Origin of the sequence: Mesorhizobium sp. M0909, from assembly GCF_040319515.1 — a bacterium.
Taxonomy (GTDB): Bacteria; Pseudomonadota; Alphaproteobacteria; order Rhizobiales; family Rhizobiaceae; genus Mesorhizobium.
In genome coordinates this window covers 229,299-252,094 of the sequence record NZ_JAMYOA010000006.1, presented here as the reverse complement: position 1 = coordinate 252,094, position 22,796 = coordinate 229,299, and the positions used below count along the sequence as shown (strand labels likewise).

The 22,796-nt window shown below is 61.8% G+C and carries 28 protein-coding genes; 11 read left to right on the top strand and 17 right to left on the bottom strand.

Going from position 1 to position 22,796, the window contains the following annotated elements:
• Positions 1-82 precede the first annotated feature (82 nt).
• The 8 genes from NKH83_RS12015 to NKH83_RS11980 all read left to right on the top strand — a co-directional run bounded on the left by NKH83_RS12015 (position 83) and on the right by NKH83_RS11980 (position 7,415).
• Complete coding sequence (locus NKH83_RS12015) at positions 83-1,402, top strand: ABC transporter substrate-binding protein (protein ID WP_352804489.1); 1,320 nt, start codon at positions 83-85, stop codon at positions 1,400-1,402.
• Positions 1,403-1,544: 142 nt separating this feature from the next.
• Positions 1,545-2,441, top strand: a complete 897-nt coding sequence (locus NKH83_RS12010; protein WP_352476490.1) for a carbohydrate ABC transporter permease — start codon at positions 1,545-1,547, stop codon at positions 2,439-2,441.
• 2 nt (positions 2,442-2,443) lie between these two features.
• Positions 2,444-3,310 carry a carbohydrate ABC transporter permease gene (locus NKH83_RS12005; protein WP_352804485.1) on the top strand — a complete coding sequence of 289 codons (867 nt, stop codon included), beginning with the start codon at positions 2,444-2,446 and terminating at the stop codon, positions 3,308-3,310.
• Between the two features lies 1 nt (position 3,311).
• Positions 3,312-4,409, top strand: a complete 1,098-nt coding sequence (locus tag NKH83_RS12000) for an ABC transporter ATP-binding protein (RefSeq protein ID WP_352804482.1) — start codon at positions 3,312-3,314, stop codon at positions 4,407-4,409.
• Between the two features lie 4 nt (positions 4,410-4,413).
• Complete coding sequence (locus NKH83_RS11995; RefSeq protein WP_352804479.1) at positions 4,414-5,526, top strand: mandelate racemase/muconate lactonizing enzyme family protein; 1,113 nt, start codon at positions 4,414-4,416, stop codon at positions 5,524-5,526.
• A gap of 9 nt (positions 5,527-5,535) precedes the next feature.
• Complete coding sequence (locus NKH83_RS11990) at positions 5,536-5,865, top strand: L-rhamnose mutarotase (protein ID WP_023676093.1); 330 nt, start codon at positions 5,536-5,538, stop codon at positions 5,863-5,865.
• Positions 5,858-6,934: a Gfo/Idh/MocA family protein gene (locus NKH83_RS11985; protein WP_352804476.1), complete on the top strand. Its 1,077-nt coding sequence runs from the start codon at positions 5,858-5,860 to the stop codon at positions 6,932-6,934. The genes NKH83_RS11990 and NKH83_RS11985 overlap by 8 nt, the downstream gene beginning before the upstream one ends.
• Before the next feature lies 1 nt (position 6,935).
• Entirely contained in the window at positions 6,936-7,415 is a 480-nt protein-coding gene (locus NKH83_RS11980) for a MaoC/PaaZ C-terminal domain-containing protein (RefSeq protein WP_352476485.1), read from the top strand.
• A 240-nt stretch (positions 7,416-7,655) separates the two neighbouring features.
• On the opposite strand, the gene NKH83_RS11975 is transcribed toward NKH83_RS11980, so the two are convergent.
• The 9 genes from NKH83_RS11975 to NKH83_RS11935 form a co-directional block, all read right to left on the bottom strand.
• Positions 7,656-8,612: a C-terminal binding protein gene (locus NKH83_RS11975; protein ID WP_352804473.1), complete on the bottom strand. Its 957-nt coding sequence runs from the start codon at positions 8,610-8,612 to the stop codon at positions 7,656-7,658.
• Positions 8,613-8,624: 12 nt separating this feature from the next.
• A complete protein-coding gene (locus tag NKH83_RS11970) occupies positions 8,625-9,383 on the bottom strand; it encodes an HpcH/HpaI aldolase family protein (RefSeq protein ID WP_352804470.1) in 759 nt (252 codons plus the stop codon).
• A gap of 41 nt (positions 9,384-9,424) precedes the next feature.
• Positions 9,425-10,138, bottom strand: a complete 714-nt coding sequence (locus tag NKH83_RS11965) for a hypothetical protein (protein ID WP_352804468.1) — start codon at positions 10,136-10,138, stop codon at positions 9,425-9,427.
• A gap of 26 nt (positions 10,139-10,164) precedes the next feature.
• Positions 10,165-11,475, bottom strand: a complete 1,311-nt coding sequence (locus NKH83_RS11960; protein ID WP_254818782.1) for a TRAP transporter large permease — start codon at positions 11,473-11,475, stop codon at positions 10,165-10,167.
• Between the two features lie 3 nt (positions 11,476-11,478).
• Positions 11,479-11,991 carry a TRAP transporter small permease gene (locus NKH83_RS11955; protein WP_352804465.1) on the bottom strand — a complete coding sequence of 171 codons (513 nt, stop codon included), beginning with the start codon at positions 11,989-11,991 and terminating at the stop codon, positions 11,479-11,481.
• Between the two features lie 77 nt (positions 11,992-12,068).
• Entirely contained in the window at positions 12,069-13,046 is a 978-nt protein-coding gene (gene dctP / locus NKH83_RS11950) for a TRAP transporter substrate-binding protein DctP (RefSeq protein WP_352804463.1), read from the bottom strand.
• An 89-nt stretch (positions 13,047-13,135) separates the two neighbouring features.
• Positions 13,136-13,681, bottom strand: coding sequence for a flavin reductase family protein (locus NKH83_RS11945; RefSeq protein WP_352688599.1), 546 nt, complete (start codon positions 13,679-13,681; stop codon positions 13,136-13,138).
• A complete protein-coding gene (locus NKH83_RS11940) occupies positions 13,681-14,778 on the bottom strand; it encodes an LLM class flavin-dependent oxidoreductase (protein ID WP_352804459.1) in 1,098 nt (365 codons plus the stop codon). The genes NKH83_RS11945 and NKH83_RS11940 overlap by 1 nt, the downstream gene beginning before the upstream one ends.
• Positions 14,775-15,491 (bottom strand): GntR family transcriptional regulator, encoded by a 717-nt coding sequence (locus NKH83_RS11935; protein ID WP_352804456.1) that lies wholly within the window; start codon positions 15,489-15,491, stop codon positions 14,775-14,777. The genes NKH83_RS11940 and NKH83_RS11935 overlap by 4 nt, the downstream gene beginning before the upstream one ends.
• Before the next feature lie 443 nt (positions 15,492-15,934).
• Here NKH83_RS11935 and NKH83_RS11930 point away from each other — a divergent pair, with 443 nt between their 5' ends.
• Complete coding sequence (locus NKH83_RS11930; RefSeq protein ID WP_352505406.1) at positions 15,935-16,201, top strand: hypothetical protein; 267 nt, start codon at positions 15,935-15,937, stop codon at positions 16,199-16,201.
• Between the two features lie 42 nt (positions 16,202-16,243).
• Here NKH83_RS11930 and NKH83_RS11925 read toward each other — a convergent pair whose 3' ends face one another.
• The 7 genes from NKH83_RS11925 to NKH83_RS11895 form a co-directional block, all read right to left on the bottom strand.
• On the bottom strand, positions 16,244-16,462 hold the full coding sequence (locus NKH83_RS11925; protein ID WP_352804453.1) for a hypothetical protein: 219 nt from the start codon (positions 16,460-16,462) through the stop codon (positions 16,244-16,246).
• 3 nt (positions 16,463-16,465) lie between these two features.
• A complete protein-coding gene (locus NKH83_RS11920) occupies positions 16,466-16,651 on the bottom strand; it encodes a hypothetical protein (RefSeq protein WP_254818788.1) in 186 nt (61 codons plus the stop codon).
• A 137-nt stretch (positions 16,652-16,788) separates the two neighbouring features.
• Positions 16,789-16,989, bottom strand: a complete 201-nt coding sequence (locus tag NKH83_RS11915) for a hypothetical protein (RefSeq protein WP_352645260.1) — start codon at positions 16,987-16,989, stop codon at positions 16,789-16,791.
• Between the two features lie 105 nt (positions 16,990-17,094).
• Entirely contained in the window at positions 17,095-17,532 is a 438-nt protein-coding gene (locus NKH83_RS11910) for a GFA family protein (protein WP_352505410.1), read from the bottom strand.
• 27 nt (positions 17,533-17,559) lie between these two features.
• Entirely contained in the window at positions 17,560-17,778 is a 219-nt protein-coding gene (locus tag NKH83_RS11905) for a hypothetical protein (protein WP_254818791.1), read from the bottom strand.
• Positions 17,779-17,930: 152 nt separating this feature from the next.
• Positions 17,931-18,272 (bottom strand): response regulator, encoded by a 342-nt coding sequence (locus NKH83_RS11900; RefSeq protein WP_352505411.1) that lies wholly within the window; start codon positions 18,270-18,272, stop codon positions 17,931-17,933.
• A gap of 14 nt (positions 18,273-18,286) precedes the next feature.
• Positions 18,287-21,391 (bottom strand): CheR family methyltransferase, encoded by a 3,105-nt coding sequence (locus NKH83_RS11895; RefSeq protein WP_352804449.1) that lies wholly within the window; start codon positions 21,389-21,391, stop codon positions 18,287-18,289.
• A gap of 166 nt (positions 21,392-21,557) precedes the next feature.
• Between NKH83_RS11895 and NKH83_RS11890 the strand changes: the two genes are divergently transcribed.
• Both NKH83_RS11890 and NKH83_RS11885 read left to right on the top strand, forming a co-directional pair.
• A complete protein-coding gene (locus NKH83_RS11890) occupies positions 21,558-21,755 on the top strand; it encodes a hypothetical protein (protein ID WP_352804446.1) in 198 nt (65 codons plus the stop codon).
• Between the two features lies 1 nt (position 21,756).
• Entirely contained in the window at positions 21,757-22,353 is a 597-nt protein-coding gene (locus NKH83_RS11885) for a response regulator (protein WP_352804443.1), read from the top strand.
• 29 nt (positions 22,354-22,382) lie between these two features.
• Here NKH83_RS11885 and NKH83_RS11880 read toward each other — a convergent pair whose 3' ends face one another.
• The gene (locus NKH83_RS11880; RefSeq protein ID WP_352804440.1) at positions 22,383-22,655 is read right to left on the bottom strand and encodes a hypothetical protein; all 273 of its coding nucleotides are present in this window, start codon (positions 22,653-22,655) and stop codon (positions 22,383-22,385) included.
• Positions 22,656-22,796 lie beyond the last annotated feature (141 nt).

Below are 22,796 nucleotides of genomic sequence, written 5' to 3'. Positions count from 1 at the left end.
GCATGAATGTTTTGTTTGTATATGAATGAAGCTGCCGATCGACCTCACTACGCGATCGATGCAGGCTCTTGGGAGGATACCAATGACGAAACTGTTCTGCGGCCTGTCGGCCGGCGTAACGCTGCTCGCACTTGGTGCGAGTGCTGCCCTTGCTGCCGACCTGCCAGGCAAATTCGACGGCGTCACCATCGACGCCAAGCTGATCGGCGGCCAGCAATATGAAGGGCTCTACGCGCGCATCGGCGAATGGGAAAAACTGACCGGCGCCAAGGTCAACGTGATCTCGAAGAAAAACCACTTCGAGCTCGACAAGGAAATCAAGTCGGACATCGCCTCCGGCAGCATCAACTGGTGCGTTGGGTCGAACCACTCGTCCTTCGCGCCGCAGTATCCTGATATCTACACCGACCTCAACAAGCTGCTGCCGAAGGAGGAGATCGACGCCTTCGTGCCGTCGACGATCAAGGCCTCGACGCTCGACGGCAAGCTGGTGATGCTGCCGCGCGCGCAGTTCGACGTGTCGGCGCTCTATTACCAGAAGAGCCTCTACCAGGACGAAGCCAAGAAGGCCGCCTACAAGGCCAAGTACGGCAAGGAGCTGACACCGCCCGACACCTGGGACGAGGTCGCCCAGCAGGCGGAATTCTTCGCCAGCCCGCCCGATTTCTACGGCACCCAGTTCGCCGGCAAGGAAGAGGCGATCAACGGCCGGTTTTACGAGATGCTCATCGCCGACGGCGGCGAATACCTCGACAAGGATGGCAAGCCGGCCTTCAACTCGGAAGCCGGCGTGCACGCACTCGACTGGTTCGTCAATCTCTACAAGGCCAAGGCGGTGCCGGCCGGCACCACCAACTATCTGTGGGACGATCTCGGCCAGGGCTTTGCCTCAGGCACCGTCGCCATCAACCTCGACTGGCCGGGCTGGGCAGGCTTCTTCAACGATCCGAAGTCGTCGAAGGTCGCCGGCAATGTCGGGGTGAAGGTGGCGCCGAAGGGATCGGCCGGCATTCGCACCGGCTGGTCGGGGCACCACGGATTTTCGGTCACCGAAAACTGCGCCAACAAGGAGGCTGCGGCGTCGCTGGTCTGGTTCCTGACCAATGAGGACAGCCAGAAGCTCGAGGCGGCAAGCGGCCCACTGCCGACCCGCACGGCGGTGTGGGACTGGGACATCCAGCAGGCGGCAAGCGATCCCTATAAGAAGGAAGTGCTGGCCGCTTTCCAGGAAGAGGCAAAGCACGCCTTTGCCGTGCCGCAGACAGCTGAATGGATCGAAATCTCCAACGCCGTCTATCCCGAATTGCAGGCCGCCATCCTTGGCGACAAGACCTCCAAGCAGGCGCTGGACGACGCTGCCGCCAAGGCCACCCAGATCCTCGAGGACGCAGGCAAGCTTTGATCATTCAACCAAGGGGGGCGCCGCGCTCATTGAAGAGCGGCGCCCCGAACTTTTTTCGAACCATGCGCAACACGCTTTGTCTTGATCCCAGCTCGCCAATGGCGGCCTTCGGCGTCCGGGCACCAACCAGAACCGGATCACCATGAAAGGCTGGAGACCTTCGCCGCCATTGCTGCTCCTGCTGCCGGCGGTGATCGTGCTGGCGGCGGTGGTGGTGGTGCCGCTGCTGCTGTCGCTCTATTCCAGCTTCACGCCGTTCCGGCTGACCAGGCCGGAGACGTTCTGGGTCTTCATCGGCGCGCGCAACTACGTCGCCATCCTGACCAGCCGCGCTTTCTGGGTCGCCTTTGCCCGCACCGTGGTGCTGCTGACGGTGGCGCTCAACCTGGAAATGCTGATCGGGCTAGGGCTGGCGCTGCTGGTGGAAAAGGCATCGCGCGGCCAGCGGGTTCTGCGCACCATCATGATGTTTCCGATGATGTTTTCGCCGATCCTGGTCGGCTTCCAGTTCAAATTCATGTTCAACGACAATATCGGCCTGGTGAACAACGCCCTGCAGGGGCTCGGCCTGACCGACCGCGCCATCCCGTGGCTGATCGACGGCAATCTCGCCTTCATCGCCATCCTGACCGCCGAGATCTGGTCGTCGACCTCGGTGTTCGCGATCCTGATCCTTGCCGGGCTGCTGGCGATGCCGCGCGAACCGGTCGAGGCGGCCCGCGTCGACGGCTGCACGCCGTGGCAGACATTCCGCTATGTCACCTGGCCGTTCATCATGCCGTTTGCCTTCATCGCCATGACCATCCGCTCGCTCGACGTCGCGCGCGCCTATGACATCGTCAAGATCATGACCGACGGCGGTCCTGCCGGCCGCACCGAACTGGTCTGGACGCTCGTCGCCCGCACTGCCTATGGCGATGCCCGGATGGGAATGGCCAACGCCATGGCCTATTTCTCCATCCTGCTGTCGATCCTGTTCACCGTCTATTTCTACCGCAAGCTCGCCGCGGCGCGCACGCAGATCGCGGCGGAGTGGTGAGGATGGACCAGAACAGCCTGCATCGCGTCGGCAACAAAGCGCTCGGCATCGTTCACGGCATCGGACTGTTCCTGGCCATGCTGGTCATCTGCCTGCCCGGCATCTGGATCGTGCTGTCGTCGCTGCGGCCGACCGTCGAGATCATGGCCAAGCCGCCGGTGTGGATCCCGCAGCAACTCTCGCTCGATGCCTACATAGCCATGTTCAGCGGCGTCGGCCAGGGCGGCATTCCGGTGCTCGACTACTTCCGCAATTCGCTGATCATCTCGGTGAGCTCGACGGTGATCGCCATCGTTATCGGCATGGCCGGCGGCTATGCCTTTGCGCGCTACCGCTTTCGCGCCAAATCGGCGATGTTCCTTGGCCTGATGCTGACGCGCACGGTGCCTGGCATTGCGCTGTCGCTGCCGCTGTTCTTCGTCTTTGCGCGGCTCGGCATCATCGACACGCATTTCGGGCTGATCCTGGTCTATGTCGCGCTCAACGTGCCGTTCACCGTTTGGCTGATCGACGGCTTTTTCCGCCAGGTGCCGAAAGACCTCGCCGAGGCGGCGCAGATCGACGGCTGCACGCGCTGGCAGGCCTTCTGGCAGGTCGAGTTTCCGTTGGCCGGGCCTGGCATCGCCTCGGCCGGCATCTTTGCCTTCCTCACCTCCTGGAACGAGTTCGCGCTCGCCTCGCAGCTGACACGCTCGATCAACTCCAAGACCCTGCCGGTCGGCCTGCTCGACTATACGGCCGAATTCACCATCGACTGGCGCGGCATGTGCGCGCTGGCCGTGGTTATGATCATACCGGCGCTCACGCTTACCTTCATCGTCCAGAAACATCTCGTCGGCGGCCTCACTTCCGGCGCGGTGAAAGGCTGACATGGCAACTGTATCGCTCAAGAAACTCACCAAGAGCTATGGTCCGGTGGCGGTCGTGCACGGCATCGACCTCGAGGTCGCCGACCGCGAGTTCATCGCGCTGGTCGGGCCGTCCGGCTGCGGCAAGTCGACAACCCTGCGTATGATCGCCGGCCTCGAGGCGATCAGCGACGGGATCATCGAGATCGGCGGCCGCATGGTCAACGACCTGCCGCCGCGCTCGCGCAACATCTCGATGGTGTTCCAGTCCTACGCGCTCTATCCGCATATGACGGTGCGCGAAAACCTCGGCTTCTCGCTAAAGATAGCCGGCGCCGCGAAGGAAGAAATGGACCGTCGCGTAGCCGAAGCGTCCGGCATTCTCGGCCTCGACCAGTTGCTCGACCGCCGGCCGTCGCAGCTGTCGGGCGGACAGCGCCAGCGCGTCGCCATGGGTCGCGCCATCGTGCGCGATCCCGACGTCTTCCTGTTCGACGAGCCGCTTTCCAATCTCGACGCCAAGCTTCGGACGCAGATGCGCACCGAGATCAAGAAACTGCATGCCAAGGTCCGGTCGACGGTGATCTACGTCACCCACGACCAGGTCGAAGCGATGACATTGGCCGACCGCATCGTCATCATGCGTGACGGGTTCATCGAGCAGGTCGGCACACCCGACGAGGTCTTCCGCCGGCCGCAGACACGCTTCGTCGCCGGCTTCATCGGCTCGCCGCCGATGAATTTGCACGAGGCTGACGTCGACGACGGACAGCTGCTGTTCGCCAGCGGCGAGAGACTGCCTCTGCCCAGCCAGTTCAAGGCAAATGTCGGTACCGGCGACAAGGTCGTCTTCGGCTTGAGGCCCGACGACATCTATCCGACGGGACACGGCATCAGCTCCGGCGAAGATGTCGACGTCCATCAGTTGGAACTGCCGGTGACCGTCACCGAACCGCTTGGCAACGAGACGCTGGTGTTTGCCGAATTCAACGGCAGCGACTGGGTATCCCGCATGCTCAATCCAAAGCCGCTCAAGGCCGGCGACCGGGTCAGGATGAGCCTGGACCTGTCGCAAGCCCATCTGTTTTCTGCCGAAACGGGCAAAACATTGCGAGGTTAACATCATGGCAAAGATCGAGAAAGTCGAACTGCGCATGGTCGACTTGGTGCCGAAGGTCAAGCGCACCGATGCCATCCAGAGTTTTGTCAGCCAGGAAACACCGATCGTCACCATCACCGACGCCGACGGCGCGGTCGGCACCGGCTACAGCTACACGATCGGCACCGGCGGCTCCTCGGTGATGCGGCTGCTGGCCGACCACCTTGCGCCGCGGCTGATCGGCCGCGACGCCGACATGATCGAGGCGATCTGGCGCGAGCTGGAGTTCGCCACCCACGCGACGACGATCGGCGCGATCACGGCAATCGCGCTGGCGGCCATCGACACTGCGCTTTGGGATCTGCGGGCGAGGAAGCAAAACCTGCCGCTGTGGAAGCTTGCCGGCGGCGCCAAGGACCGCTGCCCGCTCTACACCACCGAAGGCGGCTGGCTGCATATCGAAACCGAGGCACTGGTCGAGGATGCGCTGGCCGCCAAGGCCAAGGGGTTTCGTGGCTCGAAGGTCAAGATCGGCAAGCCGCACGGTTCCGAGGATCTTGCCCGGCTGACGGCGGTGCGCCGGGCGGTTGGAGACTCCTACGAGATCATGACCGACTGCAACCAGGGCTTTTCTGTCGACGAGGCGATCCGCCGGGCCGAGCGCTTGCGTGAACTCGACCTCGCGTGGATCGAGGAACCGCTGCCGGCCGACGACATTGACGGCCATGTGCGACTGTCGAGTGCCACATCGACGCCGATCGCCATCGGCGAGTCGCTCTATTCGATCCGGCATTTCCGCGAATATATGCAAAAGGGCGCGTGTTCGATCGTGCAGGTCGATGTCGGTCGCATCGGCGGCATCACGCCGTGGCTGAAGGTGGCGCATGCAGCCGAGGCGTTCGACATACCGGTCTGCCCGCATTTCCTGATGGAACTGCATGTCAGCCTGACATGCGCCGTTCAGAACGGCAGATATGTCGAGTATATTCCCCAACTCGACGAGCTGACCGGCACGAAAATGCGTATCGAGGACGGGCGAGCGCTGGCGCCGGACGAGCCCGGCATCGGCATCGACTGGGACTGGGATGCGATCAAGTCGAAGAGCATAGCGGAATTCACCATGGCGATAGTGAAATAGGAGGCGGACATGCAGCGAATGGGAATGGTGCTCGGTCTCAAGCCGGAGAAAGTCGCCGAGTATGTGCGCCTTCACGCTGCCGTCTGGCCGGACGTCCTCAAGATGATTTCCGCCTGCAACATCAAGAATTATTCGATCTATCTGAGGGAGCCGGAGCACCTTTTGTTCAGCACCTTCGAGTACCACGGCACCGACTATGCCGCCGACATGGCCAAGATGGCTGCCGATCCCACGACGCAGGAATGGTGGGCGCTGTGCATGCCATGCCAGGAGCCGCTGCCGACCCGCAAGGAGGGCGAGTGGTGGGCGTCGATGGACGAAGTCTTCCACTATGACTGATGACATTTTCGATCCTGCCTCGTTTTCCCAGGCCTGGCTACAGCCCTCGAAGCCCAGGCCGATCCTGATTTTCGGCGCCGGCTCGATCGTCGGCGATGCGCATTTCCCGGCCTATGGGAAAGCCGGTTTCCCGGTTGTCGGGCTTTTCGACCCCGACTTGGCCAAGGCGGAAAAACTGGCGCAGAAATGGGGCGTCACCGCTTACCGGTCGCTCGAGGAAGCTGCGTCAATCAAGGACGCCGTCTTCGACCTGGCGACACCGCCGGCTAATCACGCCGGCGTGCTCAGGGCGCTGCCCGATGGTGCGGTGGCGCTGATCCAGAAGCCGATGGGCAGCGACCTCACCGAGGCGACCGAGATCCTCGAAATCTGCCGCTCCAAAAACCTCAGGGCCGCTGTGAATTTCCAACTCCGTTTTGCGCCGATGATGCTGGCGCTGAAGGATGCGATCGCCAAGGGCTGGCTGGGCGAAGTGGTCGATTTCGACGCATGGCTGGCGCTGGCGACACCCTGGCAGCTCTGGGAATTCCTGTTGCAGGCGCCGCGTGTCGAGATCGCCATGCATTCGATCCATTATCTCGACCTGATCCGGCAATTGCTCGGCGATCCCAAGGGGGTTCACGCCAAGACACTCGGCCACCCCGGCCATAAGGTTGCGCAAACGCGAACCAGCGCGATCCTCGACTATGGCGACACCGTGCGCTGTGCGCTGTCGATCAACCACGATCACAAATTCGGTCGAAAACACCAGGCTTGCGAATTCCGCATCTGCGGCACCGAGGGCGCCGCTTACCTCAAATTAGGCGTCAACCTCGACTATCCGCGCGGTGAGCCGGACATTCTCGAAATCTACCCCAAAGGCGGCAAGGGCTGGATTGCGGTTCCACTCGTCGGCTCATGGTTTCCGGACGCCTTTGCCGGCCGCATGGCCAATGTCCAGCGCTACGCGTCGGGCGAGGACGCCGAGCTTGTCAGTTCCGTCGAGGACGGCTGGAGCACCATGGCGCTGGTCGAAGCCGCCTATCAATCGAGCGCGGCGCCAGCAACACCGATACCGGCGAGGCCCTGACATGGAGCAGACGATCTACTTCGAGGACTATCAGATCGGGTCGTCGCGCATGACCAGCGGGCGCACCATCACCGAGACCGATTTCGTCGTCCATGCCGGCCATACCGGCGATTTCTTTCCCCACCACATGGACGCCGAGTTCATGAAGACGACGCCGTTTGGCCAGCGCATCGCCCACGGCACGCTGGTCTTTTCGGTCGGCGTCGGACTGACGGCAAGCGTCGTCAACCCGGTTGCCTTCTCCTATGGCTACGACAGGCTGCGCTTCATCAAGCCGGTGTTCATCGGCGATACGATCCGGACCCGCACCACCATCTCAGCTAGGGAAGACGATCCGAAGCGACCCGATTCAGGCCGGGTCATCGAGCGCTGCGAGGTGATCAACCAGCATGGCGACGTGGTGTTGGTCGCCGACCACATCTACATCGTCGAGCGTCGCGACAAGCCGAGCAGAGCCTCGACGGATGGCGCTGAAACCTAAAGACAAAAAACCCGCCTTGCGACGGGTCCTCGGTGCGAATCAGCACCATACGCAAATTAGTAGCATAGCTGCCGGCACAAAGCAAGAACAAAATGTGGCGCTGTCGGCAAAAAATGCGAATTCACTCTTCACCTGTTCCCGTCTCTATCCGCTTGCCGAGGTCGCGCTCAAGGGCGCCTGCCCCGGAACGTCAAGGTGGAACTGTCGACAGGCAGCGGATGGTGCCGACATCGGGAATGGTCATATCCGGTTGACCGGATATACCGGCTTGCCGCCGCGCAGGACCGATGCGACATCGGCAAACACCTTGTTGCGAACCTCCGCGTAAGACTGGGTCGAGTAGTGCGCCGCGTGTGGACTGACCAGGACGGTGTCCAGCGCCAGCAGCGGATTGTCGGGCGAAGGCGGCTCCCGCTCGAAAGTGTCGATGCCGGCGCCAGCCAGATGGCGACGCCGGATCAGATCCGCCAAGGCGACCTCGTCGACGAGGCCGCCGCGGGATACGTTGATGAGTATCGCCCCTTCCTTCATCCGCGACAGGGCTTGCGCCGACATGATGTTTCTGGTCTCCGGTGTCGCGGGAACGTGCAGCGAGACGACGTCGGCCCTGGCAAGCAACTCGTCGAAGCCGACCGGTTCAGCACCACCGGCCGTGATGCGCTCGGCCGGCATGTACGGGTCGTAGGCGATGATGTGGTAGCCGAAGACACGCGCCCGCTCGGCAGTCAGGCGCCCGATCTGGCCGAAGCCGATCAGGCCGATGATCTGCCTGTCGGGCCGTAGGATGCCGGCGCCATCGGTCATTGCAGCCCAGCGGCCGGCGCGCACCGCGCTGTCGAACTGCTTCAGCTTGCGCGTCAAGGCCAGGATCAGGGCCATGGCGTGGGTGCTGACTTCCACCAGATTGGCGTCCGGCACGTAGGTTACCTGAACACCGGCACGGCTGGCGGCCTCGACGTCGATCGAGTCGAGCCCAACGCCGAACCGTCCGATGACCTTGAGCCTCTTCAGTTCCGCCAAAACGCGAGCCGTAATCGGCTCTCGCAATACCATCAATGCGTCGGCGTCGCGGCAGTGTTCGATCAGGGCTTCTTCCGTGAGCAGCGTCTTTTCGACAAACTCGGCGCCCAAGCCGTCGAGGTAGCGCAACTGCTCTTCCTCGACTGACAACACGCCGTCGGTCTTGATGATCTTCATGCCAAACTCTTGCTATGAGGCGCTGCGCGCCGACGCGACACCGGCGGCAAGGCCGGCGCCGAGAAACATCGTGTCGCTGGCCAGCACGTGGAAGCTGATGCCGTGCCGCGACCATTTGCCGACATCATCCGCCGAAGGGCGAAAGATGCCGACGGCCTTGCGGGCCGTGCGCGCCGCGGCCGCGATCCTCATAATCGCGGCATTGAGCTTGTCCTGGCCGGCCGGCCCCATGGCGTCGATCGAGACCGACAGGTCGCCGGGGCCAATGAAGACCACGTCGACGCCGTCGACCTGGACGATGTCGTCGATGTTGGCGAGGCCTTCGGCCGTCTCGACCTGGATGGCGACCGTCAGGACCTCGTTGGCCGATTTTAGGTAGTCCGGAATGCTGTAGCCATAACCGGCGGCGCGGCCTGGGCCGACACCGCGTGCGCCGACCGGCGGGTAACGGCAGGCCATGACCGCCATGCGGGCTTGCTCGGCCGTGGAGACGCGCGGCACCAGGACGCCCGACGCGCCGGCGTCGAGCGCGGCCGCGATCCACTCCGGCGTGTGGCCGGGAACGCGCACCATCGCGGGAACCTTGTGGACATCGGCGGCGCGGATCAGATCCTCGAGCCGTTCGCGGCCGATCTGCGAATGCTCCCAGTCGATGCACAGGAAATCGACCCCGCTCGCGGCCGCCACTTCGACCGCCACAGGGTGCGGGATGGCGCAGAAGGTGCCGATGAGGCGATCGAGAGAGATACATTTCTTGCGAAAGTCGTACATGAAATCTCCAGAAATTTTCGGCGTCGGCAAAACCTGTTTGCCTATGTGGCCCTTGACGAAGGATGCACGGCTTCCGTCGACATCGGAAAATGCCGGCTGCCGCCTGAAAACGGCGGAAAAGTCTTGTAGTCGGCGCGCATCTCCAGCCGCGCCGGCGATTGCAGCGCGTGCGTCAATGCAGCGGGACTGTCGAACATCACGCGATTGCGCTGCATATGGTCGATCCGCGGCCAGGGCAGCGAACCGCACCAATCCAGTCGCGACAGAACCTCGATGTGGCGAATGCCGGGGAAGCCCCGCATCAATTGCGGATGATGCGTCACATAGTGGTGGAGCCAGACACTCATGTCTTCGGCCGGCCCGGGATAGTGGACAAGATAGCTGCAGGGCAGCCCGAACGTCTTGACGCCAGCGTCATCGACGGGAAACGGACGCACGCACATTGCCTGTTGCGTCGGCCTTGAACCGGCGATGCTCGACAGCATGCTAGGTGCGGCAAGTGCCTGCAGATGGCCGGACGGCGCCAGCGCCGCCTCCATGTCCGCCAATTCGTCGAAATAGAGCTGGAAGCCAAAGACCGGCGGTGGACCATCGTTGTTGAACATGTCCGTCGCCACTTCGGGCAGATAGATGTTGGCAAGCGCAAGGCCCGGGGTCGACGCAATCACGCGCCGCACAGCGTCAACGTCTTCACCGGCGATGGCCAAATTTGCCTCGCGGTCGTCATGGAAGAAGGCAAGATAGGCAAAGCGCATGTGGAGACCCTCTGGATCGAGTTCGGCTAGATCAAATTCGGAAGAAAGAGAGCGATCTGCGGAAAGAGGACAATCAGCAGGATCAGCAGAAGCGTCAGCGCGATGTAAGGCGCCGCTGACATGGCAACCGTTTTGAGCGATGTGCCTTTCGGCGCGACACCGATCATGATGAACAGCAGCAGACCAAACGGCGGCGTGGTGAAGCCGACCTCGTACGCGAGCAGCAGGATCAGCCCGAACCATACGGGCTCGTAGCCGAATTGCTGGGCGATCGGCAGGAAGATCGGCAGCGTGATCAGCATCATCGAGACCTGATCCATGAACATGCCGAGCAGCAGGATGACGAGCACCATCATGAGCAGCATGGGATACGGTCCAAGATCGTAGCCGACGATGAACTGGATAAAGCCGTTGGAGGCGCCGGAGAAGGCGAATATCTGCGAGAATGTCGTCGAAGCCGAGATGATCAGGAAGGTCATGCCGGTGACCTTCATCGCATCGTCCAGCGACTTCCAGACAACCGACCAGCTGAACCGTCGGTAGACAAACAACAAGGCGAAAACGGCGGCGCAGCCCAGTCCCGCCGATTCCGTCGGCGTCGCTATCCCAAGGATGATCGTGCCGACCACCATGAACACGATGACGCTCATCGGAATGATGTTGACGGCGACCGCCCTCACCTTCTCGGCCGCGGGAACGGCGGGCACCGGATAGTGCGGAGCGGCGTCCGGGTCGATCTTCGTCTGGGCGAAGATCAGCGCCGCGTACATGACAACGAGCAGCAGCCCGGGCAGAGCCCCCGCTATGAGCAGCGCGCCGACATCGATCTGGGCAAGCGAGCCGAGCAAGACGGCCAGCGAGGATGGCGGGATGATGACGGCAAGGCTTCCGGCGCCAAGCACCGGGCCGTAGGCCATATGCGGCTTGTAGCCCCGCTTCAGCATCTCGGGCACCATCAGCGAGCCCATCATGCCGGTATTGGCGAGGCTCGAGCCCGACAGCGCGGAAAAGATCGTGCCGGCGGCGAGGACGACATAGGCGAGGCGTCCGCGCAGATTGCCGATGCACAGGTCGAGCGCGTAGATGACCTTCTCGCCGAGGCCGGAGCGGAAGAACAGGCTGCCCATGACAAGAAACATCGGCAGCGGGGCAAGCGCGTAGGTCGAGACAGCGTCGGAGAAGTTGGCGACCATCTGCGTCACGCCGATCGAACCGCCGAAGAACAGGTACAGCCCGATCACATTGGTGACGAAGAACGCGAAGGCGACCGGCAGCCCCAGCCCCATCAACACCAGGATGGTGCCAACGAGCACGGCGAATGGAAACAGCCAGGCCACCGGTCAGAGCCCTTCCATTTCCAGAGGATCCAGCGTGTACAGCGTGTCACGGCCGAGAAGATATCTGAGCCATTCCAGCGCCGAGAGGTAGAAGGCGAGCATGATGGGCAGAAAGACCAGCCATTTCGGCATGTCGAAGCTGCGCGTTTCATATTCGCCGCCCGCCACGGCACTGGTCAGGGACGACAGAGCGACGCTGCCGAGGTAGAGGCTGACGGCAATGCAGGCGAGATAGACCAGCTTTTCAAGCACCGCCCGTGCCCGCACCGGCAGCGCCTTGCGCAGGAACTCGACGAAGACATGGCCCTTGCTGTGGACCAGCCAGGGCATCGGCAGAAATGCCGCGTAAAGCAGGCCGTATTCCGTCGCGGATACTGCCCAGGCAAGCGGCCTCAGGCCCAGATTGCGGACGCATACATCAGCAACCACCGCGACAATCATGAGGCCAAGCACCACTTTTGCCACCGCCGCCAACGCAAGGCTCAGCTTCCCAATCGCTGCAAACAATCTGTCCATGCCCGACGACCCTCATGTCCACCTTTTGCCCTTGGCCCAGCTTTGACGGAGGGCGCACAAGGCACCCTCGGCTCGGGCTACTGAAAGAATTTCTTCAACTGATCGATGTTGGTGGGATCGCGTTTGGCTATTCTCGCCCAGCTCGCCTGCGTGGCAGCCGCCAGGAATTTGTCGCGGCCGGCGCCGGTCAAGCTGACAACCTTCTGCCCGCCGTCGATCATCGCCTGTGCCTGTTTTTCGGATTCGGCAAGGTTGGCGTCATAGCTCGCGCGCTCGTATTCGACGGCCGTGTCGGCAAGCAGCTTCTGCGCCTCGGGCGACAGCGTGTCCCATCTGGCCTTGTTGATCGAGATCAGCACGTCGGTTTTGAAGAATTGCGGATCGACAGGGTATTTGGTGAATTTGTCCCAGCCGAAGGATGCATAGCCAAATACGGTATAGGCGTTGGCATTGACGACGCCGCGCTCGAGCGAGGTATAGACATCCCCCGGCGCTTGCACGATCACTGTCGCGCCCAGAGATTCGAGGAAATCGCGATAGAGCGGCGACGAACGGATCTTCAAACTGCCCCAGTCGATGCTGCCTTCATCGTTGAGCTTGGGTTCGTCGACGGTGAAGACGTTGAAGCCCGAGCCCGCGTCGACATGCGCCAGCAGATGGGCATTGGCCTTCTTCTCGAAAATTGCGCTGATGAAGTCCCAGCCGCCATTTTCGCGAATCTCCCACGGCGTCTTCGTCGATGCGGAGAAAACCTCGCCTTCGGGCACGAGTTCGAGGAACTGCCCTGCCGGTGTGTCGATCACATCGATCAGGCCGCTCCTGAGCGCCGCGCCCTGCTGGATCGGTGGAATGACCTCCGGCCCGCCACGCACGTTGATCTGGACCACGCCCTTGCCCTTTTCGTTCACCTTTTGAACGAACTTCAGGAAGCTCTGGGCGTAGCCGTTCTGCGTCGGCGTAAAATGCACGGCGTTGAGGACGACCTCGTCGGCCATGGCGATACCCGCCACACCCGACATGAGTGCAGCCAGAACAAGGGATTTCCAAATGCGCATTGCCGTATTCCCTCTGATAGATTCACTTCGCCGGAGCCCATCATCGGGCCGATCTGAAATTGCACGCTTCGCCGCCACACGAACGGCGGTTAGTTGACATCATCTCCTACTGTCAGGAACCGCCCATGCGCGTAGAAGACCGGCGATCGGTGAGCGCGATCCAGCGCAACGCCCGAGACGATGCCGATGACAATCATGTGCGACGCCCGCACGATGATTTCGGCCACCACGCACTCGAACATTGCCCGCGCGCCGACAAGCAAGGGCGCGCCGGTTTCGCCGCGCACCCATGATCCGGACGAGAACCGCGCGGCGCCCTTGGCTTTGGTCATGCCGCCAAAGGCACGCACAACGTTCTCCTGGTCGCCGGCGGGAAGATTGACCGAAAAAGGCAAACCTTCGCGAATGGCCGAGGCAAAGGTGCTGCCGCGGTTGACACAGGCAAGCAGCGAAGGCGGCTCGGCACTGAACGAGCAGAGAGCGGTCGCCGTGATGCCGCAAAAGCCGATCTCGTCATGCTCCGACGCGAGGATGGCGACGGAGCCCGCCACGGCCCGCATAGCCTGCTTGAACGCGCGCGGATCGATGGCGTTGTGCCCATCCACCCATAGCGTCGGAATGGCGGCCGCCGGCATCAATTTACTCGAAGCCCGGCCTGGCGCATCAGCGGCAGCACGCGGTCGCAGAAGAAGGGCAGTTCGTAGGTGTAGTTGACGAATGTGAGGGCGGCGCCGGAATAACCCTGTTCCATGATCTCGGTGAGGTCGTCGACGATCTTTTCCGGCGTGCCGATGAGCGGGAACGTCCCGGCACCGCCGGCGAACCTTTGCCGATATTCGATGAAGGCCTTCGCGTCATGCGAGTTCGCGAATTCCTTCTTCTTGCGCATATGCTCGTCGACGGCACCCTCGTCCGCGCATTCGAGCGCGTAGTGCCGGTAGTAATCCTCGGCTTCCTGCTGGGTCTCCCGGCAGACGACGTGACAGACCGTATAGACACCGACTTCGCGCCCGACTTCGGCCGCGCGGTTGGTAATGTCGACCACATGCGCACGGCCGTCGGCAATTTCGGAAAACGTCGAAAACAGATAGTCACAGTGGCGCGCCGCATAGTTGCGCCCCGGCGCGCCGAACGCGGCGTTCATGGTCACCGGTCGTGGCACTTGCAAGCTTGGCGGGCGGCTAACGACACTCTTGAGATCATAGAACTCGCCGCTGAAGTCGAACGGCTCCCTCGATTGATAGGCACGCACGATGATGTTGATCCATTCCTCGGCCTGATCGTAGGTCCGCTCGCCGACCGTCTGCCCGAACATAGCGAACTCGTCCGGGTTCCAGCCGCAGACGATGTTCAAGCCGGCACGCCCGTTGGAGATGTGGTCGACCGTCGCAAGCGCTTTGGCAGCCTGCAGCGGATGAACCAGCGGCACATGCACCGTCATGAACAGGCCGATGTTTTCCGTGGCGACAGCAAGACCCGCCGCCCAGGTGAACGTCTCGAACGACCATTCCCGCACATGCGTCAAACCGCCGAAGCCGCGCCAGCGGGCGATCGGCAGCAGAAACTCGAGGCCGGCGCGGTCGGCGATGCAGGCGGAATTGAGGTTGTCTTCCCAGCGGGCACGCCAGCGCTCGGGAACGGTGGTCATTGCCAGGCCGCCATCGGCGTTCATGGAAAAGACGCCGAGCTTGAACCTGTTCGGCCCTTTCAGCGGGTGCTGCTTCCTGGTCATGGTTTCCCCCGCTGCGACATGCTCTCACCTTCACCTGTGGAATTTTGAGACGGAGGGCTCAGCTTCATGAAACGCTCCTCGGCGTTCTGAATGAAGTGGGTCATGCGGTCGTAAGCGGCGACGGCGTCGCGCTTGACGAACGCCTCATAGATTGCGCGCATGCCGGCCACGACGACGGCCTGCGTCGGCTGGTGCGACAGCGTCCTTAAACGGACGACGAGGACATGATCGGCGAACCTTGCAATGGTTTGTGAAAGGCGCTCGTTCTCGACAGCGCCGAGCCAGCAATTCCTGAATGCCGAATTGGCCTGGAAAAAGCGGTCGGCATCGCCGGCGGCGGCCGCAGCCTCCGCCTCCCGAAGCGCGGCCGCAAGCGTCTTGAGGCCAGCGGCGTCGAGTGTCCGCGCAGCGTGTGCGGCGGCCCGCGGCTCGAGCAAGCGGCGGACCTCGAAGATGTCGGCGACATCCGTTGCGGTAAGCGTGGGCAGCGTGAAGCCGCGTGTGGTGCCGACGAGATAGCCCTCATGCACCAACTGCATCAAGGCGTCGCGGACAGGCATTCTGGAAATACCGAGCTGGGCGGCAATGTCGACATCTACGAGCTTCTGGCCAGGCGCCAATTCGCCATGCTGTATGGTCAGACGGATTTGTTGATAGACCTGGGCACGCAGATTGCCATCGCCAACCCGTTTGAGCTCTATCGTTTCCGTCATCCACGCCTTCCCCTGCGAAGATTTCGTATATCGTTTGAGGCTGGTGTTCTCGCAGTGATCGTTGAAATGCAGCTACATATCGAGAGAATTCGACCTGCAGGCCACGTTCCAATGCGAAGTGGAGCACAGGCTGGATCGCCTGGCAAGATGTTTTAAGTTTATAATGTATACTGTTTAGGTTCGTTGTCCGGAGGGCAGAGGGTCACGCCATCCGTGCGGTCGCGCCGCGCGACGCGGGGAGAGCCAGCGATCCGCGCGGTTCGGTAAAAAACGTACAGACGTTTTCCCGTGACACATCGAGGCTGGCGGATTTAACTAAAAATACTTGCGATCTGCGCGTGCCGGCACGCCCACCCGATCCCCTCGCCGGTGCGCATTACTGGATCGCCCGCCGTATCGAAAGGTGCGGCGGGCTTTTGGTTTCGTTTGGCGGGGAGGCGCTTATGCGAGACTTGCCTAGGGATATCGACGCAGACGTCGTGATCGAAATCAGCAAGCTGCTCGACGACCGGGCGAAGTCCGTGCCGGTGCCGGTGCACAAGCTGGCGGCGATGATCCGGCTGGGCGTCGAGACGCGTCTGACCAATCACTCCATCGAAGAGCTGATCGTAGAGATGGCCGCGACGCGAGGGCTTCCGATGCTGTTTGATTTGCCGGCGGCAAATGTCGACAATGTCGTTCCGTTCGCCTCGGCGCGCCGTCCCCGCTGAAATTTCAGCTCGAGCCACCGATCTTCGCGTCGCCACCCGATTTCACTTGCCCTGATGCGCAGGCCGGGTGTCGCCTTTCTTTTCGGGGTCGTGGGTATGGTGGCTGTCGCGTTCGCCGCCGCCACCGGAGACCTTGCTGTGGCTGCGCTGGTCGGAATCGGCCGGCGGCTTTTCGACGCTCAGCGGCTTCTTGGCGTTTTCGTGCGCCGCGCCGGGACCACCCTGGCGGATGCTGGCAGGAGTCTTCTTCGACGTGGACATGACCTAGCGATCCTGGACGTTGCCTTGATGGGTGGTGTTGACCTTCGTATTGCCTTGCTGGCCCTGCTTGTCGGGATCCGGCACGGTCGATTGGCCGTGCGGTGCTTGGTCGGCGGCTACCGGTTTTTTGTCACCGGCTCCTTTTGGGCTCAGATTCTCCGGTGGAACAGGGGGAGGTTTTGTGCTCATGGCGTTTCTCCTTCCGCCACCCAAACAAGCGGGTCGGGAGAAAAGTTCCAGATGGCCCAGTCCGAACGGCAATTGCTGCGAATAGCCGGGCCAGCAGGCCGTGGCTTGGGCCGGCGGAAGGCCTGCGCAATCCAGGATTATTTCTTGATGATGGTTCCGTTGTTCAGATCGAAGGCCTGGGCACCGAAAGCCTGTTTATAGAAATCCTCCTGCAGCTCGCCCCATTCGCCGAGATAGGCGCCGCAATTGCTGCAATAGATCGGCGTCGAATCCTTCGGGTCGTCGGGAATATCCATCAGGATCGTCCCGCACGCCTTGCAATCGAGCTTGTCATCCAAACGGCGGCTCATCGGCCGATAATTGCGCGTTTTCGGCCCCGCGCCAACTGTCGTTTTCGTACGCAGCCCCGATGGCACGTCTTCCAACTTGCAACGGACCCCAGGCTAGCGTTCCGCCGGATTTCCGAAGGTCGGATCTCGCCGCCTCGAATACGTCCCCACCCGCGGCAGCTCGTCTGGAAAGTCGACCCAGGGCAACCTCATGTCCCAGTATGCATGGGCCTGTGGCGGAAACCGTTCGGGGTGATCGAGAAAGCCGATTGCCAGATAGAGTTCGTCGGGCAACCCTTGGTCGACATAGCCGATCGATGTCCCGCAATCCGCGCAGAAGGACCGGAGCACGCCGGAGGTTTTCGAAAAGGTCCTCGGCGTGCCGGTGAGCAACGTGAATTCGGAAGGCCGATAACCGACCCACACCGTCAGAGGGCTTCCTATCGCCTTGCGACAGTCGTCATCGTGATCGGAGCAAATCCAGAAAGGCTCGCCGCGCATCTCCGCCGTTATGGCGCCGCAAAAACAGGAGCCCGTTTCAGTTCGTGGCATTGGTTAACTTCATTACTGGACCGGCCTTCATTGCTGGCCTGGCATTTCGGTATTTTCCTTGGGGTTCTTCTTGATGCCGGCGGCAGGCGAGGTATCGGCCGGAGCATTGCCACCCTGGTTCTGTTCAGGGGCTCTTTTGAGCGGCGAGGTTTGCCAGCCCATATCGCCGTACAAAAAGCCTATGAGAAAGCCGACGATGATGATGGCCGAAATCACCATCGCAATTAACGCGTTACGTCGCTCCATTTCGCGCGGCTCCTTTCTTCGAGCCGAACAAACGATGGCGGAAATGGTTCCGGAAGGCCTCGACCCGGAATCGGCGGCGGCAGGCTGGCACCTCGCTGCCCCACCGACAAGCCGCTGGATTGAAAAGGCGGGCCCGCTGGAACGACAGGAATTCAGCCGGCGCGCGCGAGTTCATCCACGGCATTCAGGATCGCGCTCTGGCTCGCCGGCTTCTGCACGATCCTGCAAGCGCGGAACCCGGCTGGAATTTCGCGTTCGCCGTACCCGGAGAGGAAGGCGAACGGAACACCGCGCGTTTGCAACGCTTCCGCGATCGGATAGCTGGTTTCGTCATTCAACTGGATGTCCAACAACGCCGCGTCGATGCCGCCTTCGCCAACGAGCCGAAGTGCTGCCGTTACCGACGAAACCGGTCCAACCACCTGATGGCCGGCTTTGCGCAGGTAAGCCGCCGCGTCGTCGGCGATCAGCCATTCATCCTCGACGATCAGCACACGCACCTTTCCGGTCACGACGAGCCCTCGCGGGTCAGAGGGAATGCAATTTCCGCCTCCAAACCATTTGAGCGGAAAGTTGTTTCAATTTTTCCGCCCAGCCTGTAGCCGATTTCTCCGCGCAGAAGGGTAAGGCCGAAGCCGCTGTCGGTTGGCTCCTTGATGCGGGGGCCGCCCTTCTCGCGCCAGACGAGCTTGAAGGTTCCATCCACCACCGACCATTTCACAATTATCCGCCCGGCAGGCTTCGACAGTGCGCCATATTTAGCGGCATTGGTCGCCAGTTCATGGATTGCCATGCCGAACGAAAGCCCCTGTACAGGCTTGAGGCTTACCCGCTTGCCATCGAGCTCGAACCGTTCGGCCCCGAAGGGACCAAGCTCCTGGCGCAGCAGTTCCTCGACGGAGGCTTCCGTCCAGCTTTCGCGCGAGAGCAGACTGTAGGCTCGTGACATTGCATGCAGACGGCCGATCAAAGCTTCAGCGAACTCGTCTTTTGACGCCGAGTATTCCCGCGTCCGGTTGGTGATGCTGGCGACAACCGCCAGCATGTTCTTGACGCGATGGTTCAGCTCCGAGATGAGCACCTGCTGACGCTCTTCCGCCTGCGCCAGTGTCGTCACGTCGATCAGTGTCACGACCACGCCTTGGATGCTGCCGGCTTTGTCCCGGTAAGGGTTGATGCGGACCAGGTAGAACCGGCCCTTGTCGTCGCGCGCAAGGTGATGGTTCAGGGTCTCTCCCGTCTCGAACACCGCCTGGATGTGCCGCTTCAACTCGGGGTAGTCGAGTTGGCTCGAAAGATCGGTCAGCGGTCGGCCGACATCTGACGGACGCAAGTTGAAGAACGACGACGCGGCAGGAGTAAAGGTTCGCACCACAAGGTTGCGGTCGAGGAAGATGGTGGCGATTTCCGTGCTTTCGAACAAGTTTCTGAGATCGCTGTTGGCGCGATCGAGTTCCTCTATCTTGCCGGTCAGTTCCGCATTGATGGTGTTGAGCTCTTCGTTGAGCGACTGCATTTCCTCCTTCGAGGCCTCAAGCTCCTCATTCGTCGACTGTGCCTCTTCATTGACGGAGACGAGTTCCTCGTTCGAAGATTTTACTTCCTCCAGCGCGGTTTCGTACTCCTCGATGGTCGACTGCAGCCGCTCGCGCGTGTCGCGCAACTCCCGTTCGAGATCGGCCGCGTCGTCTGTGCCGCGGCTTTCGCGGGCCGGATCGGAGCGTATCTGGGCCTGCCCCACCGGATTGAACAGGACGAGGTAGAGGGGCTCGCCATTGCTGCGTTCCGTGTACGGCTCGACTGTCAGTGTAATGAACTGAAGCTGTCCGTCGTCTTCTTCGACCGCTATGTTCTCCCGCACGACCGTGCGGCGCGTCGTTGCTGCTTCCCGCAACGCGGCGCGCATCTCAAGTCTCAGCCCGCGGCGGGCCAAGGTCAGCAACTGCCGGCTCGGGGCACCTTGCGGCGCTTCCAGATATTTACCCGTCCGCGCCGAATAGTAGACGATGTCGCCATCGCCATTGACGAGCACGTGAGGCGGGGCGAACCGCTCCAGCACCTGAGCCTCGATTGCCTGGCGCAGCGAATGGCTCGCGCCATCGTTTTTTGAGCCACGGCGTCCCGCCGGCAGGGCAGCTGTGAAGCCATTGCCGATCAGGACCGGCGGTCGCGGCGTGGCATGTTCCCGCGCCTGGAATATCCGCTGCTTTTTATCGACCGTGGCGAACAGGTCGCCGTGCTGACCGACGCTTTCCGAGGTGCCGAGGAACAGATAACCGCCCGGCCTCAGCGCATGGTGGAAGATCGGGACGACCCGGTTCTGGATCTGCGGGCCGAAATAGATCAACAGGTTGCGGCACGAAATCATATCCATACGCGAGAACGGAGGATCGCGGATGAGGCTGTGCGGGGAAAAAATGCAGAGTTCGCGCACCTCTTTGGCCAGCACATAGCTCTCGCCGTCGCTGTGGAAAAAGCGTTGCCTGCGCTCTGCCGATAGCCCGTGCAGCAGCGCTTCGGGATAACGCGCCGCACGCGCCACCGCGAGCGCCGGCTCGTCGATGTCGGTCGCGAATATCTGGACGCGCGGCGGCGCGGGAAGTTTCTCCATGCGCTCGCGCATCAGCATGCCGATCGAGAACACCTCCTCGCCGGTGGCGCAGCCGGGCACCCAGACACGCACCGCATCGGACGCGTTCCTGCCCTCGAAAATCTGCGGTATGATCTTGTCCTCCAGCAATTTGAACGCTTCGGCGTCCCGAAAAAAGCTGGTGACATTGATGAGCAGGTCGCGAAACAGCTTCGCCACCTCGTCGGGATCCCTCTTCAGCCGTTCTATGTAGGTGCTGATCGACTGTAGCTGCGTTATCTGCATGCGCCGCTTTACGCGACGCAGGAACGTCTTGGCCTTGTAGCCGGAAAAGTCGTGACCGGAATGGCTGCGCAGAATGGCGTAGATTTCATCGCGGGCTCGATCTATCTCGGCCTTGCGTTCGTCGTCCGCTTCGGTCAGGCCGTTCAGCACGTCGAAACCGCGGACAAACGCCTGAAGCTTTGCACCGATCTGCTCGGCGGGCGCCGCTATGTCGATCAGGCCGCTCGAAATCGCGCTCTGCGGCATGTCTGGATTGCGCGGGCCGGAACCGTTGGAGGCCTGGGCAATGGTCAGCCCGCCATGCTCCTTAATTGCCCTAGCGCCGAGCGTGCCGTCCGAATCGCCACCCGACAAAATAATGCCGACGGCATACTCGCCCTGGTCCTCGGCCAATGCGCTGAAGAAGATATCGATCGGCTTGCGCTCGCGGTTGAACGTGTTCGGCCGGCGCAGCGAAAGCGCGCCCTTACGGATGGTGAGGACGACGTTTTGCGGCATCACATAGACCTGGTCGGGTTGGACCGCTGCCCCCTCCTCAGCCACCAAGACCGGCATTTCGGTATAACGTCGGATGACCTCGTGCAGCAGGCTTTCCCGCTCCGGGCTGAGATGCGTGACGACGACGAACGCCATGCCGGTGTCGCCGGTCAGCCCTTTGAACAGGCCCTCCATCGCGGGAATGCCGCCGGCCGATGCGCCGACCCCGACTATGGGAAATCTTCCATTCTGGGATGCCACGCCAAGCCCCTGGTAACAGCCGCAAACACAAAGCCCGTCAAATCGGGCCTGAGACCCAATCGGTCCTCAGACTAAGACCGGGCCGAGCCGCAGGCCAGTAAATAGTCCACCAACGGAACAAAGCACCGCCGGTGGGCATTAACAGGCGATCTTCGAGGCGGTTCCAATGGCAAAACGATCACCTGAAATAAAGCCGGCCAAGCGAATCCTGCTGCCTTCGCCGGATATGACCAAATTCCCGGTATCCGAAAAAACCCCGCCTCGCCTGCTGGCGCTCGCGGAACGGGTGCAAGAGGCCCTGTCCCGCCACTTTGCAGAAGTCCGCGCCGACAAGCGTAGATCCCGCAGAAAGAAGGAACAATGAGGTGCGCGACCTGCAAGGCCTGCATATCCTGATCGTCGAGGACGAATGGATGCTGGCGGGGGATCTTGCACGTTATTTCAGCAAGATGGGCGCCGTGGTGCTTGGCCCCGTGGCGACGGTCGAACAGGCATCGAAACATACGGATGAGGCGGAAGCCGCGATCCTGGACGTCAATCTCAACGGACGACGGGTATTCCCGATCGCGGACGAACTGATGCGCCGCGGCGTGCCATTCGTATTTTTCAGCGGTGACGAAGACATCATCATTCCGGAACGGCTTCGCCACGCCAGCAGCCTGAGAAAATCCTCGGACGGCCAAGCCGTGTTCGATGCTCTTTTCCCGCCCGAGACGTCAGCATCGAAAGAGGGCCAGGTGCCGGAGCCGTCCGATGACGTATTCTCGCTTCTGCCGAAGCTCCGGCTCGCGGCACGTCTGCTGCTGGGAGACGTGGACGCTTCCGACCGGCTGGTCGAGCGGACGCTCGAGCAGGCGATCGGCGAGATCGACAGCAGGCGATCCGGCTCCTCCACCGAGGACTGGCTCAACGGCATCATGCGAAACATCGTCAGGGCACGTGGAGCGAACCTGCTGCACTGACCGCGGCAGTTGCCGGCAATCAGACGAGGTCAGCCTTTCCGGCTGCGTTCGACGAATTTGTTGAAGCGGCTGGTTTTGCCGCCGCTGGTCTCTTCCTGGTAGAGGAAGGCCAGTTCGTTCTCATCGAATATCCTGAAGAACTCGTCCCACTCGACGGGGTCGAACGTCTCTTCAGGCTCGCCGAAGTCGATGCGCAGTATGCCGCCCTCGCCCTTGGTGCGCACCACCGCCGGCCGGCCATCGCGATCCTCGGCCCAACGGCGGATTTCATCATGATCGGTGGTCGTCTTCGATTCAGACATTCCAATCTCCCTTCGATTCCACCGCACACCGCGAGATCCCGGTCTGCCTTCGTACAACCAGCAGATGCATTGCTGCCGAGCATATGCGCGCGGTTGGTCGATTTATGGCTCCTAACACCAAGCGCGCTTCGATGTTCCCGT